The organism is Janthinobacterium sp. HH102 (assembly GCF_001758625.2).
Lineage (GTDB): Bacteria > Pseudomonadota > Gammaproteobacteria > Burkholderiales > Burkholderiaceae_D > Janthinobacterium.
In genome coordinates this window covers 3,674,352-3,691,711 of record NZ_CP062062.1, presented here as the reverse complement: position 1 = coordinate 3,691,711, position 17,360 = coordinate 3,674,352, and the positions used below count along the sequence as shown (strand labels likewise).

The following is a 17,360-nucleotide window of genomic DNA, read 5'->3' as shown; positions in this document are numbered from 1 at the left end:
CTTTGCCGCGCTTGACACGCCTCAAGCATGCTCCATGGCCCGGTTCTACCCTGAAAGCAGGCAGCACAATACTGCCCATCACGCCGAGGGGAATGCCATGGATACGCACCGCATCAAGCAACTGATCTGCACCGGTTTCGTCATCGCGCTGGCCGCGACCCTGTTTGCCTGCGGCGGCGGCCATCATCACCATCCACCGGCCGTGAGCGCCTATGCGGCCACCAGCCTGGTGTCGGACACGCCCGCCGTGCCGGCCGCGCACACGGACCCCAACCTCGTCAACGCCTGGGGCGTGGCCTTCAACCCACGCGGTTTCGTCTGGGTGGCCGCGAATGGCACGGCGAAGTCCACTTTGTACGATGGCAACGGCGTGCCGCAATCGCTGGTGGTCGGCACGCCGGCCGGGCCCACGGGCATCGTCTTCAACGGCACGCAGGACTTCAAGCTGAGCCAGAACGGCGTGACGGCACCCAGCCCCTTCATCTTCGCCAGCGAAAGCGGGACTATTTCCGCCTGGTCGCCCACGGTCAGCCCGACGACGGCCCTGGTCGTGTTCGACGGCAGCGCAGGCGGCAGCGTCTACAAGGGCCTGGCCATTTCGCGCTATGCGGGCGCCAATTACCTGTATGCGGCCGATTTCCACAACGGGCGCGTCGACGTCTTCGATGCCGGCTTCGCCAGGGTCGCCCTGCCTGGCGCATTCGGCGACCCCGCCTTGCCGGCTGGCTATGCGCCGTTCGGCATCCAGGCCATTGGCGAGCGCATCTATGTCGCCTACGCGAAGCGGGAAGCCAGCGGCGACGATGAAGAGGCCGGCGCCGGCCTCGGTATCGTGAACGTGTATGACACGGGCGGCACACTGATCAAGCGGCTGGTGAGCGGCGGCGCCCTGAATGCGCCATGGGGCATGGCGCTGGCGCCCGCCGATTTCGGCACGGCCAGCAATATGTTGTTGATAGGGAATTTTGGCGATGGCAAGATCAATGCCTATGACCCCGACACGGGTACCGCCGCTGGCGTGCTGCTCAAGACCGATGGCACGCCGCTGGTGATCGATGGCTTGTGGGGCATCGCCTTCGGCAATGGCCTCAACAGCCAGCCCGTCAATACGCTATTCTATGCGGCCGGGCCGGATGACGAGACGCATGGGCAATACGGGCGCATCGATTTGAAGTAGAAGCAACGTCCCCGTGCGCGCGCAGGGCGGCACGGGGGCGATCTTTACAGCTGGCGTGCCTCGAACGTATTGCACTGGGCAATCTGGCCGCTCTCGATGCCCTTGCTGAACCAGCGCACGCGCTGCTCAGAGGTGCCGTGCGTAAACGAGTCCGGCACGACGTGGCCTTGCGACTGGCGCTGCAGCGCATCATCACCAATGGCCGTGGCCGCTTTCAGGGCCGCTTCCACGTCGCCCTGTTCCAGGATCTTGCGGTCTTGGTTCGCGTGAAATGCCCACACGCCGGCAAAGCAATCGGCCTGCAATTCCAGGCGCACGGACATGGCGTTGGCCTGGCGTTCGGAGGCCGTGCGGCGCGCATTGTCGATCTTCTCGGACAAGCCCATCAGGTTCTGCACGTGGTGGCCCACCTCATGCGCGATCACGTAGGCCTCGGCAAACTCGCCCGAGACCTTGAAGCGCTGTTGCATCAGATTGAAGAAGTCGAGGTCCAGATAGACTTTCTGGTCGCCGGGGCAATAGAAGGGCCCGCTGGCGCTCTGGCCCGTGCCGCAGGCCGTCGGGATGCTCCCGGAAAACAGCACCAGCTTGGGCTTCACATAGCTGCCGCCTTCGGCCTTGAACAGGGCGCCCCAGGTGTCTTCCGTATCGGCCAGCACGGTTTTCACGAAGCGGGCCATCTCGTCCGATTCGGGCGGCTGGCGCGCCGGGGCCTGGCTTTGCTGGGTGCTGACCTGGCCGCCACCGCCGCTGAGCAGGTTGAGCAGGGTCAGGGGATTGACGCCCAGCACATACGAGCCGACGAGGGCGATGACGATGGTGCCGATGCCGATCGAGCGCCCGCCAAAACCAAAGCCGCCCCCACCGCCGCCCCCGCCGCCATCTTCGCCACGGCGGTCTTCCACATTGTCGCTTTCGCGATTGCCTTCCCATTTCATGATATTTACTCCTGCTGTGCTTGTGCGATTGCGCTGTACGGTTGATGGATGACGCCTCAATATGCCACTTGCGACGAATCTTGTTATTATCGCAGTAAACGACGCCGCGACAGGGGCGACAATGTTACCCTTTGCAACTTTCCATCGACTCCACAACAGGTACACGCATGGCGCTTGCCAACGATACACGCATTTTGCCCACGGCGGTGGTCCAGGCGCAACTGGACGCCTACAATGCCCACGATGTGGCCGCCTTGCTGGCCATTTACGCCGATGACGCACAGCAATTCCAGCATCCCGATACCTTGCTGGCCCAAGGCAGTGCGCAGATCGGCCCCCGCTTCACGGCCCGCTTCGCCGCCAGCCAGCCGCGGGCGCAGTTGCTCAATCGTATAGCCTGCGGCAAGCTGGTGATCGATCATGAAATCGTCCATGGCGACACGGACGATGGGGTGTCGGCACAGGAACTGGTGGCGACCTATGAGGTGGAGCAGGGCCGCATCCGCCGTGCCTGGTTCAGCTTTGGCGCGTTGACGCGCCTGCGCGTGGCGCTGCCGGCCGATGTGCCTGCAATGAATGCGCTGATCGCCCGTTCCGGCGTGGCGCTGAGCGCGGGATTCTATACATTGGAACAGGCCGAGGCCGTGACGCGCCACGTGTTCGGTGTCGATACGCAGCTCGTTGCCGACCGCACGTATTTCGTCATCGAACGCGCTGGCGCCATGCTGGCCTGCGGCGGCTGGAGCCGGCGCGCCACCCTGTACGGTGCCGACCGCGCGAAGAGCGGGCCGGACCCGCTGCTCGACCCGGCCAGCCAGCCGGGCCGCATCCGCGCCTTCTTCGTGGAACCGGCCGCGGCGCGCCAGGGCCTGGGCAGCATGCTGATGCGCCACTGCGAGCGGCAGGCGCGGGCCGCGGGTTTTACGGCGCTGGAATTGGCCGCCACCTTGCCCGGCGTGCCGTTGTACCTGGCCAGCGGCTTTGCCGTCACGGAAGATTTTCACCTCGACTTGCCCAACGCGATCAAACTGCCGCTGGCGCGCATGCACAAGCGGCTGTAAGGCTCTTTACCAGGGCAGCGGCGCCTTTTCGCCATTGGCGTGCTCGCCGTAGTACAGCGACGGTAAAAAGCGCGACAGATAGGTAAATTCGCTGTAGCAATGGCGCAGCAAATTCAGGCCCAGCACGTCGGGCACGTCGCGCACGGGGTCCAGGCTATTGCGGCCCAGCAAGAAGCGGCTGCGCAGCACGCAGCCCGTCGGCGTGTCGCGTGTCAGGTGCAGCATTTCGCCATCGAGCGGATCGCCGTACGGGTCGAGCACGACGTAATCGCCAAAGCCGATGCGCGCGCAGACGGCGGCCGACAGGGCGCCGCTGTCCCTTGCCTGCTGCAGCTGCACCGGGTCGAAGACCTCCTTCGGATCATGGAACTTCAGCTTGGCTTTCACGGGTGGAATATCGCCCAGCGACTCCACCGCCTCGATCGAGGCGCCGTAATAGCTTTCTCCCTTTTTCCATGCATTGTTCCAGCCGTGATGGGCCACGTGGTCGTGCGGATGCCACCACTTGATGTGCTGCGTCGTTTCGAAAAACGTAAACCACCAGTCCAGCATGCGCCCGCTGCAGCCGTGCAGTTCCGTGCGCGCCGCCACCAGCAGGCAGCCATTTTCCAGGCGCGTGATGCCCGTTTCCAGGTGCAGCGGGAACGGGTCGAGCAAGTCGCCCGTACCGGTGATGCTCCATGGGAATTCAATATGCTTCGTCATGTCGTTCTCCTTTGTTTGGGTGAAGCAATTATATATTAAAGAAACGCATAGTGTTTCCTAAATATGTTTCAGTGTAAAATTGCCCATCGATCAAGCTTGGAGCCGGCATGCAGGAAGAAGAGAGCAAGGCAGAGAGCAAGGCTGTGCGTGGACGGGGCCGTCCGGCGCGCCCGCCCGAAGAAGCGCGCGAGGCGGCCGTGCAGGCGGCCACCTGGCTGCTGCTGCACGAAGGCTATGCGGCCACGACCATGGAAGCGGTGGCGCGCCACGCGGGCATGGCAAAAAAGTCGCTGTATCAGTATGCGGCCAACCGCGAGGAACTCGTGGCGCTGGTGGTGCGCGGCTGGACGGACGCCTTCTTACCGGCCATGGCGCACGATGCGGCCGCGCCCGGTGAAGTGCTGCCATTACTAAAAGAGATATTGCAGGCGATGGCGGCGCGCGTGTTGACGGCCGATGCCGTGGGCCTGTTCCGCCTGCTGTGCACGGAGTTTCCCGCCCGCGCGGACTTGCTGGCCGTGTATCAGCGCAACGGCATCGAGCGGGGTACGGCCTTGCTGGCCCAGTGGTTGCAGCGCCAGGCCGCGCGCGGCCATCTGGTGCTGCAGGATGGGCACGATGGGCACGAACTGGCCGGCTTGCTGCTGGCCATGGTGATCGCCGAGCCGCTGCGGCAGATGGCGCTGGGCTTGCTGGCGCCCGTGCCGGCCTGGGATGCGGCACCGCGCATCGACGCGGCGCTGCGATTGCTGGGCGGCCAGTCGTTCAAGGTCGCTGGTGCTTCAGCGCTTCGCGGTAGCTGAGGGGAGAGAGCCGTTGGCGGTGCTCTGTGGCAAACGCTAGCACCTCTGTCGGGGCGTGGCGCGCGTAATCGCGCAAGGCCCAGCCGATGGCCTTGCGGATGAAAAACTCGTCTTCGTGGGCCAGCGCCAGCGCCGCGCCGAACAGCCAGGCGGCATCCGCGCCGGCGCGCCAGCCCAGCTGGTGCAGCATGGCGATGCGGCGCAGCCAGAGGTCCTCGTGGCGCAAGGCGCCATCCATGTGCGCATGGCCATCGCCGCCGCGCTGGCGCTCCGCCTGCAGCACCTCGCCCACGATGCCCGCCATGCCGTCGACGCTGTCCCACCACGCGCGCTGACGCGCCAGGCCGAGCAGGGCGGGGAGGTGTTCGACGCCCAGTTGCCGCCGGTGCAGGGCCAGCATGTCGAGCGCCACATGCTGGTATTCACGCTCTGGCTGCTGCCACAGCAGTTGCGCATGTTCCAGCAGCACCTCGGCCCCCACGCCTTTCAAGCCCGCCAGCAAGCCCCTGGCGGCCAGCCGCCGCTGTGGTGCCGCCACGCCCAGGAACACGAACTGGCCGCGCATGTAGGCCTGCATGGGCGCTGCGCGGCCCGGTTCGGCGGCCGCTTCCAGCGCGGCTTTCAATTCTGCATGTAGATTCATGGCATCTCGCTTTCTTTCAGTCGTAAAAAAAGCGCTCACCGGGAGCGCTTTTTCATGCCGATCCAATATTACTGAATCTTGGCTTTTTTCATGAGTTCATCGCGGTAGGCGGCGAGCTTCTTCTGTTGCAGCGACTCGGCCACCTGGCCCTTGACTTCTTCCAGTGCCGGCAGCTTCGTCGGACGGGTTTCTTCCAGTTTGATCACGTGGAAGCCGAATTGCGATTGCACGGGCGTTTGCGTGATCTGGCCTGGTTTCAGGGCGACCATGGCGTCGGAGAATGGCTTCACGTACGAAGCTGGGCTAGCCCAGTCCAGGTCGCCGCCATTGGCTGCGGAACCGTCTTTCGATACTTTTGCCAGTTCTTCGAACTTGGCGCCGCCTTTCAGCTTGGCGATGATGTCTTTCGCTTCCGCTTCGGTGGCCACCAGGATGTGGCGTGCATGGTATTCCTTGTCGCCGGCCTGGGCCTTGAACTTGTCGTATTCGGCCTTGATTTCAGCGTCCTTGACAGGGTTCTTCTTGACGTAGTCGGCCAGCAGGGCGTTGATGATGATGCTTTGACGGGCATTGTCGATCTGCGACTTGACTTCCGGACGCGTGCCATAGCCTTGCTTGTCGGCTTCCTGGATCAGCACTTCGCGGCCGATCAGGTCCTTCTTGATGGCTTCGCGCAGTTGCGGCGAATCGGCTTGCTTGCCTTGGGCGACGACTTGCTTGACGACCTGGTCGACGCGCGACGATGGGATGGCCTTGCCATTCACGGTGGCGACGTTTTGCGCGAACGCAGGGATCGCGACGACGGCGACCAGGGCTAAGATCAGGCGGGCTGGCTTCAAAATCATGTTCATTCCTAATAAATATACTAAAAATCGATATACGCGACTGGCGCGCAGTGCGCATTCAGGCGCAGAATACACGACCGGCGCCGAAAAGGGCGCCGGGGAGGTCAGTTCTTACTGAACTTTCGCTTTTTTGATCATTTCTTCTTGATACGCTTGCAGTTTCTTTTGCTGCAGCGCTTCGGCGATCTGTGGCTTGACTTCTTCCAGGGTCGGCAGTTTTGCCGCGCGGGTGTCGTCCAGCTTGATCACGTGGAAACCGTTAGGCGTTTGCACCGGGGTGTCGGTAACCTGGCCTTTTTGCAGTTTCACGAAGGCGTCCGAGAACACTTTCGGGAACGACGACGGGGCTGCCCAGTCCAGGTCGCCGCCATTGTCGGCCGAACCGGTATCTTTCGATTGCTTGGCCAGATCTTCGAACTTGGCGCCGCCTTTCAGCTTGGCGATGATGTCTTTCGCCTCTGCTTCGGTGCCCACGAGGATGTGGCGTACGTGGTATTCCTTGTCGCCCGTCTGCGCCACGAAGCGGTCGTATTCGGCCTTGATTTCAGCGTCGTTGACCGGGTTCTTTTTCAGGTAGTCGCCGACCAGGGCGTTGATGACGATGGCTTGGCGTGCGTTCTCGATTTGCTGCTTGACGGCTGCATCTTTACCGAAACCTTTGTTTTCCGCTTCTTGCATCAGCACTTCACGGCCGATCAAGTCTTTCTTGATCATTTCGCGCAGTTGCGGCGAATCCGGTTGCTGGCCTTGGGCGACGACTTGCTTGACGACTGCATCAACGCGCGACGATGGGATAGGCTTGCCATTAACAACGGCAACATTTTGCGCAAAAACAGGTACCGCGACAACGGCGAGTAGTGCGATCAGCAAGCGGGCTGGCTTAAAAGTCATTATTAAATCCTGTTAGGGAAAGTTTCGTAAAAAACGCATGGGAAGAAAACGCGTGCATGGCGCTTGCGGCAAATGGCATACCAAGTCGCCCCGGTACGCCAAAAACGCCGTCCTTACACTACTTCGGACGGCGCCAGGGCCACAATCGCCAATGCATGTATCTCATTATGCATCATATCGTGCACGGAATCATACACCAGTCGATGACGCATGACGAGTCTGAGCCCCTCAAATTGACTAGAAATTATGCGCAGATTGTAATGGCCTCCGCCCGAGGCGGCGCCCGCATGGCCCCGGTGGCGTGCCGAGTCGTCTTCCAGCACGCATTCCAGAGGGGAAAGTGCCGTTTCCAGGCGGGTACGAATGCGCTGCATGCGCGTTTCCGGCGCGGTGTTTTCAGTGGTGGAGCTCATCATGCGTCTTCCTTGATATGTTTGGCCAGGAACAGGGTTTGCGCCACGATGAAGGCAAAGAAGATGCCCGTCGCGCCAAACGCTTTAAAACTGACCCAGGCGGCCATGTCGCCCTTGTACAGCACGAAGGCGACGAACAGGTTCAGTGCGCCGATGGCGCCAAAGAAGATGATCCATGCGGCCAGCAGCTGGTTCCAGACGGCATCGGGCAACTGCACTTGCGCTTCCATGGTCTTGCGGATCAGGTTTTTCTTGAAACCCACGTGGGCGATCAAGAGGGCCAGGCCGGACAGCCAGTAGATCAGGGTCGGCTTCCATTTCAGGAAGAAATCGTCATGCAGATAGATGCTGGCGCCGCCGAACACGACAAAGATGAACAGCGACAGCCACAGCATGCCGTCCACCTTGCGGCCGCGCAGCAGCAGATAGCTGACCTGGCAAGCCGTGGCGATGATGCCGACGAGGGTGGCAAGTATCCACGGCGCCTGGTCGGCCTTGATCAGGCCGCCAGACACGAAGCCGGACAAATATTGCTGCACGAAATCGTGCGTGGCCGCTTCATACATGCCGCCCAATTTGAAGGCGGTGAAGAAGGCAATCAGGGGGAATAGGTCGAATAGAAATTTCATGGCGAGACTTTACACTGGTCTTATTAGAATCATCTTAGGAATGGCTTAGGAGCAACGCCCAAGCCATCGCCAGATCAAGGCTGCGGATCGAAGCGCAAGGAGGCCGAATTGATGCAATAGCGCAAGCCGGTCGGCGGCGGGCCGTCCGGGAAGACGTGGCCCAGGTGGGCGTCGCAGACGGCGCAGACGATTTCCGTGCGCACCATGCCGTGGCTGCGATCGACGATTTCCGTGACATTCGCCGGGTCCAGCGCCTGGAAGTAGCTGGGCCAGCCGCAGCCGGAATCGAATTTGGTGTCCGACGCGAACAGGGGCGTGTTGCAGCAGACGCAGGTGTAGATGCCGTGTTCATGGTGGTCCCAGAACTTGCCCGTGAAGGCCCGTTCCGTGGCCGCGTGGCGCGTGACTTCGTATTGCATCGAGTCGAGCATGGCGCGCCATTCGGCGTCGGTTTTCTTGACTTTATTCGTGGTCATAATGACTCCTCAGGATGAGCAACTGACTTCAAGGTGGCTGGCCCAGTCGGGCGGCAGGGCCGCATAGTGCTGGTGTTCGGGCTGTTCGTCAAATGGCTTTTGCAAAACTTCCAGCAATGTCGCCACTTCCGTGTAGTCCTGCTGCTGGGCTTTCTCGATGGCCACTTGCGCCAGATAGTTGCGCAGCACGTATTTCGGGTTGACGCCGTTCATGGCCGCTTGCCGTTCGGCATCGACGCTGTTTTCCAGCAAGAGGCGCGCGCGGTACGTCGCCGCCCACGTATCGAAGGCGGGCCGGTCGATGAACATGTCGCGCAGCATGGTGTCATGTTCGGGCGCTGCCACCTGCAGTGTAGACAAGGCGCGGAAGAAGTTCGTGAAATCCACATGATTGGCTTGCATCAGCGCAAACATGTTGTCGAACAAGGCCGTATCGCCGTCCTGGCTCGTTTGCAAGCCCAGCTTGGCGCGCAGCAAGCTATTCATTTTCTCGGCGAACGCGCCCTGGTACGTGTCCAGCGCCGCCTGCGCCAGTTCCACTTCGCCGATCAAGGGCAGCAAAGCCTGGCCCAGCGCATAGCAGTTCCAGTGGCCCACTTGCGGCTGGTTGGCATAGGAATAGCGGCCCTGCTGGTCCGTATGGTTGCAGATGTGTTCCGCGTCAAACGCTTCCATGAAGCCGAACGGGCCATAATCGAGCGTCAGGCCCAGGATCGACATATTGTCCGTATTCATCACGCCATGCATGAAGCCGACGGCTTGCCACTGCGCGATCATGTGCGCCGTGCGCACGCAGACCTCGGCCAGCAAGGCCTGGTATGGATTTGCTGCGACGCGCAACTCGGGATAAAAACTGTCGATCACGTAATCGGCGAGGATTTTCAGTTCGTCCGGCTGCTTGCGGTAAAACCAGTGTTCGAACGAGCCGAAGCGCACAAACGTGGGCGCCATGCGCGTGACGACGGCCGCCGTTTCCACCGTTTCGCGCATGATGCCTTGCTGCGAACCCATGATGGCCAGCGCGCGCGAGGTGGGAATGCCGAGCGCCGCCATGGCTTCCGAGCACAGGAATTCGCGGATGGACGAGCGCAGCACGGCGCGCCCGTCGCCCATGCGCGAATACGGCGTGGCGCCGGCGCCTTTCAGCTGCAGCTCCATGGGGCCGCTCGCTGTGGCGATATCGCCCAGCAGGATGGCGCGGCCGTCGCCCAGCTGGCCGGCCCAGACGCCGAACTGGTGGCCCGAATACACGGCCGACAGGGGCTGCGAGCGCTCGGCAACCGCATTGCCGGCCAGCAGCGCCACGTAATCAGGCTCGGCCAGACGCGCCGCATCGAGGCCGATCAGGGCGGCGGCGGCGGCGCTGGCGGCCACGAAATATGGGGCGGGCAGGGGCGTGGGCATCAAGCGCGTATAGAACGCGGGCGGCAGGGCCGCAAAGGCGTTATCCAGTGGTAAGGTATGAGCGGTGATGGCAATTCCAGTCAAATAAGGTGGACCGGCAAGGTGCGCCAGCCTGGAATGCGATTTTACCGCACCGCGCCAAGGCGCGTGGCGCTTGCCCATGCGGCTGGAAACGGAATCAAAAATTCCATGCTGCAGCGCAATATCGAAATGCGTTGACGATTTCCGCACGACCGTACGAAACTAGGAAAAATCTGTCAATTCCAACAATAACCGAGTAGCCACCCCAGGAGACACGATGTCGGCATTCCCCTTGAGTCCAGTGATGGGCCAGATGATGAATCAGCCCCTGCTGATTTCCAGCATTATCGAGTTTGCAGCGCGTCATTATGGCGGCAGCGAAATCATTTCGCGCCGGGTGGAAGGCGATATGCACCGCTACACCTACCGCGATTGCCACCAGCGCGCGCGCCGGCTGGCCAATGCCTTGCATGGCCTCGGCGTCGGCATGGGCGACCGGGTCGCCACCCTGGCCTGGAATGGCTACCGCCACCTGGAAGCCTATTATGCCGTGTCCGGCTCGGGCGCCGTCTTGCACACGATCAATCCGCGCCTGTTTCCCGACCAGATCGCCTACATCTCAAACCACGCGGAAGACCAGGTTTTATTGTTCGATCTGACCTTTTTGCCCGTGGTGGAGAAAATCGCCGCCGACTGCACCTTTGTCCGCCATTTCGTGCTGATGTGCGACCGCGAGCGGATGCCCGCCAGCAGCACCATCCCCGACCTGCTGTGCTATGAAGACTTGATCGCCACGCATTCGGACGACTACGCATGGCCCTTGTTCGACGAGAACTCGGCCGCCACCCTGTGCTATACGTCGGGCACGACGGGCAATCCCAAGGGCGCCCTGTATTCGCACCGCTCGACCGTGCTGCACGCGTATGCGTCGGCCATGCCCAGCGCCCTGAACGTGCGCGCCTCCGACACGGTGCTGCCCGTCGTGCCCATGTTCCACGTGAATGCCTGGGGCTTGCCGTATTCCGTGCCCCTGTCCGGCGCGCGCATGGTGTTTCCCGGCGCGGCGCTGGACGGCAAGTCGCTGTATGAATTGTTCGAGGCGGAAAAAGTGACGTTCTCGGCCGGCGTGCCCACCGTCTGGCTGGGCTTGCTGAACCACGCCTTGCAGAATAACTTGACGTTTTCCACCTTCCGCCGCACGGTGATCGGCGGCGCGGCGTGCCCGCCGGCCATGATGGATACCCTGATCGACAAGTTCGACATCGAGGTCATCCACGCCTGGGGCATGACGGAAATGTCGCCGCTGGGCACGGCGGGCGGCTTGCAGACCAAGCACCTGGACTTGCCGAAGGACGAGCAGCGCAAGATACTGCAAAAGCAGGGCCATGCGATCTACGGCGTGGACATGAAGATCGTCGACGATGACGGCAAGGAATTGCCATGGGATGGCGTGGCGTATGGCCATCTGCTGGTGAAGGGGCCGTGGATCATTTCCTCGTACTACAAGAACGAGGGCGGCGAAGTGCTGCAGGATGGCTGGTTCCCCACGGGCGACGTGGCCACCATCGATGCGGACGGCTACATGCAGATCACGGACCGCAGCAAGGACGTGATCAAGTCGGGCGGCGAGTGGATCGGCACCATCGACCTTGAAAACCTGGCCATGGCCCACCCGGCCGTGCTGCAGGCGGCCTGCATCGGCGTGTTCCACCCGAAATGGGACGAGCGTCCCGTGCTCGTCGTGGTGTTGCGTCCCGGCATGACGGTCACGCGCGACGCCTTGCTGCAGTTCTTTGAGGGCAAGATCGCCAAGTGGTGGACGCCCGACGACGTGCTGTTCATCGACGCCTTGCCCATGGGCGCCACGGGCAAGATCCAGAAGAACAAGCTGCGCGAGCAGTTCAAGGGACACCAGTTGCCGGGGATGTAAGGAATCCTAGGCCGCTCGCGGCAGCGCCGTCTCCAGCTTTTCCAGCAGATGATCGCACTGGAAGACGGACAGGGTCTGGCGCTGCGCATCCGTACCGATGTCGATCATTTCATCCATTTCGCTGCGTAAGTCGTCATGCTCTCCCGTGCGGATGATTTGCGGCGCCGCAAAGCGCTGGCTGTCGGAAATGGTCATGATGTTGTCGACGTGGTCGACGAGAAAGCCGTAGCGTTCGGCGCCCCGTTCCACGATCAAGATCTTGCCGCTGCTGGCGTCCGGCAGGGCCGGCATCGCATACAGCTGGCGCAGATCGATGATGCTGATCATTTGCTGACGCAAGTTGAGCATGCCGAGCATGCAGGCCGGCATCCCCGGCGGCGTGGTGATGGCGTGGCTGAAATCGATGATTTCGCGCACTTGCCCGATTTCCACGGCGAAGCGGGTTTCCACTGTAAACGTAATGTAGACGCGGCGCCGCGCCTTGTGCGTGGCGGCGCCCATTTCCGTGTCGGCTGGGTACAGGCGCGCGTGGCCGTCGCGCATCTCGACGATCTCCGCCTGCGACAGGATGTCCTTGTGGTTCAGGAAAATGATGTCGCCCAGGCCCTCTTTCGTGATGCAGCCGGCAAACATGGCGGCGCGCGCCTTGCTCAGCAGGGGAATCGGCAACACCTGGTCGCCAAAGAAATGCACGATGCTGTCGACGGAGTCGACGAGGAAGCCCACGGTCGTGCCGTCGAGGCGCACGACGATGACGCGCTGGTCCGGCGTGGCTTCCCTGGCCGCCTTGTCGTACGCAGGCGCCTGCAGCAGGGCGCCGAAGTCGACGACGGCCACCTGGTTGCCGCGGAAATGCATGCGCCCCAGGCACAGTTCGTTGTTCAGCACGGAACTGTGCAGTTCCGGCACCTTGATGATTTCCTGGATGGCCAGCATTTCGAAGGCAAACGTGGCGCCGGCCGCATGGAAGCTGACGCATTGCCGGCGTTCGCTTTGCGCATGGTAGCGGGCCGTGCTCAGCTTGGCGCCCGTCGCCTGCAGCGCCAATACGTGGGGCACGTTTTCGATGCGCAGCAGGGCGTGCGGGTCGAGTATCTGCAGCAGGCGCGCGCCGCCATCGAGCAAAATCGTGCCGGCGATGACGGCCTGGCTGTCGCTGGCCGCATATTGCAGGGCGCTGCGCGCGCTGGCGGGCACGCGCAGGATTTCGCCCGTATCCTGGAAGACGATGCCGATCAGTACTTGCTGGAAATCGAGGATGGCGATCTTGTCCGTGCCCACGGCGCGCGGCGCATCGGCGCGGAACAAGCGCCCCAGGTTGACCACCGGAATGACGCTGCCGCGCAAGGTGAACATGCCTTCCAGATACGCGGGCGACAGGGACAGGGCCGTGACTTTCGCGGGATAGTTCACCACTTCGCGGATGCAGCTGGCGGGCAGGGCGAATTCATCGCCGCCCAGGTGGAAGGAGCCGAACAGTTCGGCGGCCGTGTCGTTTGCGCCATGGGCCTGCAAGCCCGTCGCTTCATGCATATCCATATGCGCCTTCCTTGCGTGGAATCCATTCGGGTGGCGCCACCACCTCGGTGACGGCGTAGCTGTGCCGGGCGCAATCGATCAGCAGCTGGCGCCCGTGGCGGCCTCCCAGCGCGCAAAAACTGACGTGCAAGCCGCACTGGGCCAGGTATTTTTGCGCCGCTTCCGCGTTTTGCCGGCCCACCTGCAGGCGGCCGTGGACGTGGGCGGGGCCGAACATGCTGGCGCCGCCTGCCAGCACCACGTCGATATCGGCATAATCGGCCTGGCGCACGCCCATCAGGCGCAGCAGCGAGGGCACGGCCTGGCTCACATAGCGGGCGCCAAGGGCATGCCCGGCACCGGGCGCTTCCGGCAGCAAGCAGTGGGCCAGGCCGCAGCAGGGGCCGTTCTTCCAGATGAAGCCGATGCCGATGCAGGAGCCGAGCAAGGCTTGCAGCTGCTCGCCATGCGTACCGACGCTAAGTTGCCCCATGCCAACATGGTGCGGCGCCAGGCCATGTTCGATGATGATGCTCATGCGCTACCCGCCTTGTAAATCATGGGAAACTCGAACTGATAGCCGGTACCGAGGCGGGCGATCGTTTCCGACTCGCCCAGGATCAGCCGGCCCTCATCCTTGAGACTCAGGCGGGCCTGGCGCAGCACGGTTTCCTGGTGCGCCGCGTCGAAATAAATCAGTACATTGCGCAGGAACACCAGATCGAATTGGCGCGCCGGGCGCAGCGCTTCGAGCAAGTTATGCTGGGCAAAGCTGACGTGTTGCCGCAGCTCGTCGTTGACCTTGACGCCATATGGCGCGGGCGAGAAATATTTGCGCAGCAAGTCCTGGTGCGACAGCCGGATGCGCTCGACGGAGCGCCCGCTGTACTGGCCGGCCTTCGCCGCCGCGAGGATCTGCAGCGAAATGTCGCTGGCCAGGATCTGGTAGCGGAAGGCGGGCACTTGCAGCTTGAATTGCTCGCACAGCATGGCGATCGAATACAGCTCCTCGCCACTGGCGGCGGCCGCGGACCAGATGGCGAGGCAGCCGTCGGGATGGGCGCGCGCCCAGGCGGGCAGGTAGCGGTCGCGGAAGTAGTCCCAGACCTGCGGCGTGCGGAAGAACAGGGTGTCGTTGGTGGTCACCAGGTCGATGAAATGGACCACCTCGTCGCGGTCGCTGGCCACCCGGTCCAGGTAAGCCTGGTAGCTGTGCAGGGACAGCGCATGCAGCCGCGGCTGCAAACGCCGTTCCAGCAAGACGCTCTTGCGCGCGGCCATGGCGATGCCCGTATGCTGGCGCACCAGCGCGATCAGCGTCGTCAGCACCTCGGGCGTCAAGGTGGCCGCGTGGCTCATGGCCTACACCACGAAGCCGGAGACAGTCTGGTTCAGGCTGCCCGCGCGCTCGTTCAAGCCATCCGTCGAGCGGGCGATGCTGTCGCAGTTGGCGGCCGACTTTTCCGTTTCCTCGGCGATGTACTGGATCGCCGTCGACACTTCGCGCGCCGTCAGCAGCTGCTCGTTGGCCGCCTTCGAGATATCGGAGATGGCCAGCGTGGTCTTGGCCACGCCCGAGACGATCTTGTCGAAGGCATCGCTGGCCTGGCGCGAAATCTCGCTGCCGGTGGACACCCGCTTGACGGATTCGTTGATCAGCTTGGAAATTTCCTTGGTCGCCTGCGAGGAACGCTCGGCCAGCTTGCGCACTTCGTCGGCGACGACGGAAAAGCCCAGGCCGTGCTCGCCCGCGCGCGCCGCCTCGATGGCCGCATTGAAGGCCAGCATGTTGGTCTGGTTGGCGATTTCGCTGATGACCTTGACGATTTCGCCGATGTCTTCCGACGAGCGGTTGATCAGGTCCATCGCCTCGATCGATTTGGCGACGGCGCGCGCGCCCGATTCCGCTTCCTGCTGCGTGGCTTTCGCCAGCGAATCGGCGTTCGAGGTGTTTTCCGCGATGGAATTGATGGAAAACGTCAAGCCGTCGATGGAGGCGTTCATTTCTTCCACCGTGGCCCCCAGCGCCTGCGTGCCCACGGCTACGCCCGTGGCCCGTTCGGCGATGGTGTGCGAAGCCTCGGCAAAGCCGTTGGCCGCCGATACCACGTTGCCGATGACGCCGCGCAAGTCGACGATCATCTTGCTGATGCCGCCGGCCAGCAAATCGATCGGTTCGCCGCCTTCGGGCACGATATGGCAGGTCAGGTCGCCTTGCGCCGCGCGCGCCACCGAGTCGAGCAGGGCATTGACCTTGCGGCTGTCGTTGGCGGCCTTGGCCTGGATGCTGTTTTCCAGGTTCACCTGGTCCGTGATGTCGATGGCGAACTTGACCACTTTATACGGCTTGCCGTTCAGGTCCAGGATGGGGTTGTAGGTCGCTTGTATCCACACCACCTTGCCATGGTTGCCCAGGCGCTTGTAGCGGCCCGCGTCGAATTCGCCCCGGTTGAGCTTTTGCCAGAACTTCTTGTACTCGGCGCTGCCCGCATACTCGGGCTCGCAGAACATGCGGTGGTGTTCGCCCTGGATATCGCTCAAGTCATAGTCCATGACGGCGAGGAAATTGCCGTTGGCATCGAGCACCTTGCCCTGCATGTCGAATTCGATCACGGCCTGTGCCTTGCCGATGGCGCTGACCTTGCCTTCGTATTCGGCATTGCGCTTTTTCAGGGCCGTCACATCGCTGGCGAACTTGACCACCTTGAAGGGGCGGCCCTCCGCGTCAAAGATGGGGTTGTACGAGGCATTGAGCCAGATTTCGCGTCCGTCCTTGGTGAGGCGCTTGTATTCGCCTGCGTCGAACTCGCCCTTGCCCAGTTTTTGCCAGAACTGCGCGTACTCCGCGCTCTTGGCGTACTCGGGCTCGCAAAACATGCGGTGGTGCTTGCCTTCGATCTCGTCGAGCGTGTAGCCGACGGACTTGAGGAAATTGTCGTTGGCGCGGATGATGGTGCCGTCGAGCCGGAACTCGATCACGGCCTGGGCCTTGCTGATGGCGTCGATCTTGCCTTCATAATCGGCGTTGCGGTGCTTGCTGGCCGTGATGTCGGTGGCGAACTTGATGACTTTATACGGTTTGCCGTCCGCGTCGAGGATGGGGTTGTACGACGCGTTGATCCACACTTCTCGGCCATCCCTGGCGCGGCGCTTGTATTCGCCCTGGTCGAATTCGCCGCGTGCCAGCTTGGCCCAGAAGTTGGCGTATTCGGCCGTTTTTACATACTCGGGATCGCAGAAGATGGCATGGTGCTTGCCTTGCACCTCGGCCAGGCTGTATCCGACGACACGCAGGAAATTGTCATTCGCATGCAGGATGGTGCCGTCGAGTTCGAATTCGATGACGGCCTGGACACGGTTCAATGCAGTATTTATCGCTTCTAAGTCCAGATCCTGCGTGGGGCTGACATGGCTGGCTGCGTCCATAGTATGTCCTTCGATATGAGAAGAGGAATGGGGGCGATAAGGCTGCTGTTATTATTTTTCTGCTATCCGTATAAGGCAAAAATGTCATTGCATCGGCCGTGATTTGGTGATAATCGGTGAGAATGTGCGCAATGAACTGCCGCCCACGTTTTTTCTGCGCTTGGCCTATAGGAGATAAATTGTAGAGTATTGATTTTAATCAATAATTTTATTATTCCCCAGCGTCTGGCGAAAAACAAGGGGAGGGAATAAATAATGTAAGAATTGTCGTAATTACCCCATGCCGGCATATCACAAACGCATTCCTTCGCATAATAAAACGACGTTATTATTATTGCGGTTTTGTTATTTGAATGAATATCCAATTGATAGCTTCTGCCGGAGTTTGCTGTCGGCAGCAGAATCGATCCGCAAACGATGTTGTACCATGGCGTAGCATGCTGGCGGCCGCGCGCACACGACAAAAATAATACGAGCGTT

17 protein-coding genes are annotated in these 17,360 nt (G+C 61.8%); 4 read left to right on the top strand and 13 right to left on the bottom strand.

Annotation, left to right across the window (positions count from 1 at the left end; all coding sequences use genetic code 11):
- Window positions 1-97 precede the first annotated feature (97 nt).
- Window positions 98-1,177 carry a TIGR03118 family protein gene (locus JAB4_RS16755; protein ID WP_070218380.1) on the top strand — a complete coding sequence of 360 codons (1,080 nt, stop codon included), beginning with the start codon at window positions 98-100 and terminating at the stop codon, window positions 1,175-1,177.
- A 44-nt stretch (window positions 1,178-1,221) separates the two neighbouring features.
- Here the strand turns inward: JAB4_RS16755 and JAB4_RS16750 are convergent, their stop codons facing one another.
- Entirely contained in the window at window positions 1,222-2,115 is an 894-nt protein-coding gene (locus JAB4_RS16750; RefSeq protein WP_070218379.1) for a neutral zinc metallopeptidase, read from the bottom strand.
- Window positions 2,116-2,282: 167 nt separating this feature from the next.
- On the opposite strand from JAB4_RS16750, the gene JAB4_RS16745 reads away from it, so the two are divergent.
- On the top strand, window positions 2,283-3,176 hold the full coding sequence (locus JAB4_RS16745) for a GNAT family N-acetyltransferase (protein WP_083287205.1): 894 nt from the start codon (window positions 2,283-2,285) through the stop codon (window positions 3,174-3,176).
- A 6-nt stretch (window positions 3,177-3,182) separates the two neighbouring features.
- Here JAB4_RS16745 and JAB4_RS16740 read toward each other — a convergent pair whose 3' ends face one another.
- Complete coding sequence (locus JAB4_RS16740) at window positions 3,183-3,881, bottom strand: hydrolase (protein WP_070218378.1); 699 nt, start codon at window positions 3,879-3,881, stop codon at window positions 3,183-3,185.
- A gap of 107 nt (window positions 3,882-3,988) precedes the next feature.
- Here JAB4_RS16740 and JAB4_RS16735 point away from each other — a divergent pair, with 107 nt between their 5' ends.
- On the top strand, window positions 3,989-4,684 hold the full coding sequence (locus JAB4_RS16735) for a TetR/AcrR family transcriptional regulator (RefSeq protein WP_070218377.1): 696 nt from the start codon (window positions 3,989-3,991) through the stop codon (window positions 4,682-4,684).
- On the opposite strand, the gene JAB4_RS16730 is transcribed toward JAB4_RS16735, so the two are convergent.
- From JAB4_RS16730 to JAB4_RS16700, 7 genes are all read right to left on the bottom strand, one after another.
- A complete protein-coding gene (locus JAB4_RS16730; protein ID WP_070218376.1) occupies window positions 4,647-5,327 on the bottom strand; it encodes a DNA alkylation repair protein in 681 nt (226 codons plus the stop codon). The genes JAB4_RS16735 and JAB4_RS16730 overlap by 38 nt on opposite strands.
- A 68-nt stretch (window positions 5,328-5,395) precedes the next feature.
- Window positions 5,396-6,172, bottom strand: coding sequence for a peptidylprolyl isomerase (locus JAB4_RS16725; RefSeq protein ID WP_070218375.1), 777 nt, complete (start codon window positions 6,170-6,172; stop codon window positions 5,396-5,398).
- Between the two features lie 111 nt (window positions 6,173-6,283).
- Window positions 6,284-7,063, bottom strand: a complete 780-nt coding sequence (locus tag JAB4_RS16720; RefSeq protein ID WP_070218374.1) for a peptidyl-prolyl cis-trans isomerase — start codon at window positions 7,061-7,063, stop codon at window positions 6,284-6,286.
- Window positions 7,064-7,176: 113 nt separating this feature from the next.
- Window positions 7,177-7,479 carry a BolA family protein gene (locus JAB4_RS16715; RefSeq protein ID WP_225317325.1) on the bottom strand — a complete coding sequence of 101 codons (303 nt, stop codon included), beginning with the start codon at window positions 7,477-7,479 and terminating at the stop codon, window positions 7,177-7,179.
- The gene (locus JAB4_RS16710) at window positions 7,476-8,105 is read right to left on the bottom strand and encodes a septation protein A (protein WP_070218373.1); all 630 of its coding nucleotides are present in this window, start codon (window positions 8,103-8,105) and stop codon (window positions 7,476-7,478) included. The genes JAB4_RS16715 and JAB4_RS16710 overlap by 4 nt, the downstream gene beginning before the upstream one ends.
- A 74-nt stretch (window positions 8,106-8,179) precedes the next feature.
- Entirely contained in the window at window positions 8,180-8,581 is a 402-nt protein-coding gene (gene msrB, locus JAB4_RS16705; RefSeq protein WP_070218372.1) for a peptide-methionine (R)-S-oxide reductase MsrB, read from the bottom strand.
- Window positions 8,582-8,590: 9 nt separating this feature from the next.
- Entirely contained in the window at window positions 8,591-10,033 is a 1,443-nt protein-coding gene (locus JAB4_RS16700) for a YdiU family protein (RefSeq protein WP_071650143.1), read from the bottom strand.
- 250 nt (window positions 10,034-10,283) lie between these two features.
- Between JAB4_RS16700 and JAB4_RS16695 the strand changes: the two genes are divergently transcribed.
- On the top strand, window positions 10,284-11,936 hold the full coding sequence (locus tag JAB4_RS16695) for a 3-(methylthio)propionyl-CoA ligase (protein ID WP_070218371.1): 1,653 nt from the start codon (window positions 10,284-10,286) through the stop codon (window positions 11,934-11,936).
- A 6-nt stretch (window positions 11,937-11,942) separates the two neighbouring features.
- Here the strand turns inward: JAB4_RS16695 and JAB4_RS16690 are convergent, their stop codons facing one another.
- From JAB4_RS16690 to JAB4_RS16675, 4 genes are read right to left on the bottom strand one after another with little or no spacing between them, the layout of a single operon-like run.
- The gene (locus tag JAB4_RS16690) at window positions 11,943-13,475 is read right to left on the bottom strand and encodes a chemotaxis protein CheW (protein ID WP_227741971.1); all 1,533 of its coding nucleotides are present in this window, start codon (window positions 13,473-13,475) and stop codon (window positions 11,943-11,945) included.
- A complete protein-coding gene (locus JAB4_RS16685) occupies window positions 13,462-13,992 on the bottom strand; it encodes a chemotaxis protein CheD (protein ID WP_070218370.1) in 531 nt (176 codons plus the stop codon). The genes JAB4_RS16690 and JAB4_RS16685 overlap by 14 nt, the downstream gene beginning before the upstream one ends.
- Complete coding sequence (locus JAB4_RS16680; RefSeq protein WP_070218369.1) at window positions 13,989-14,813, bottom strand: protein-glutamate O-methyltransferase CheR; 825 nt, start codon at window positions 14,811-14,813, stop codon at window positions 13,989-13,991. The genes JAB4_RS16685 and JAB4_RS16680 overlap by 4 nt, the downstream gene beginning before the upstream one ends.
- Before the next feature lie 3 nt (window positions 14,814-14,816).
- A complete protein-coding gene (locus JAB4_RS16675) occupies window positions 14,817-16,880 on the bottom strand; it encodes a PAS domain-containing methyl-accepting chemotaxis protein (RefSeq protein ID WP_071650139.1) in 2,064 nt (687 codons plus the stop codon).
- Window positions 16,881-17,360 lie beyond the last annotated feature (480 nt).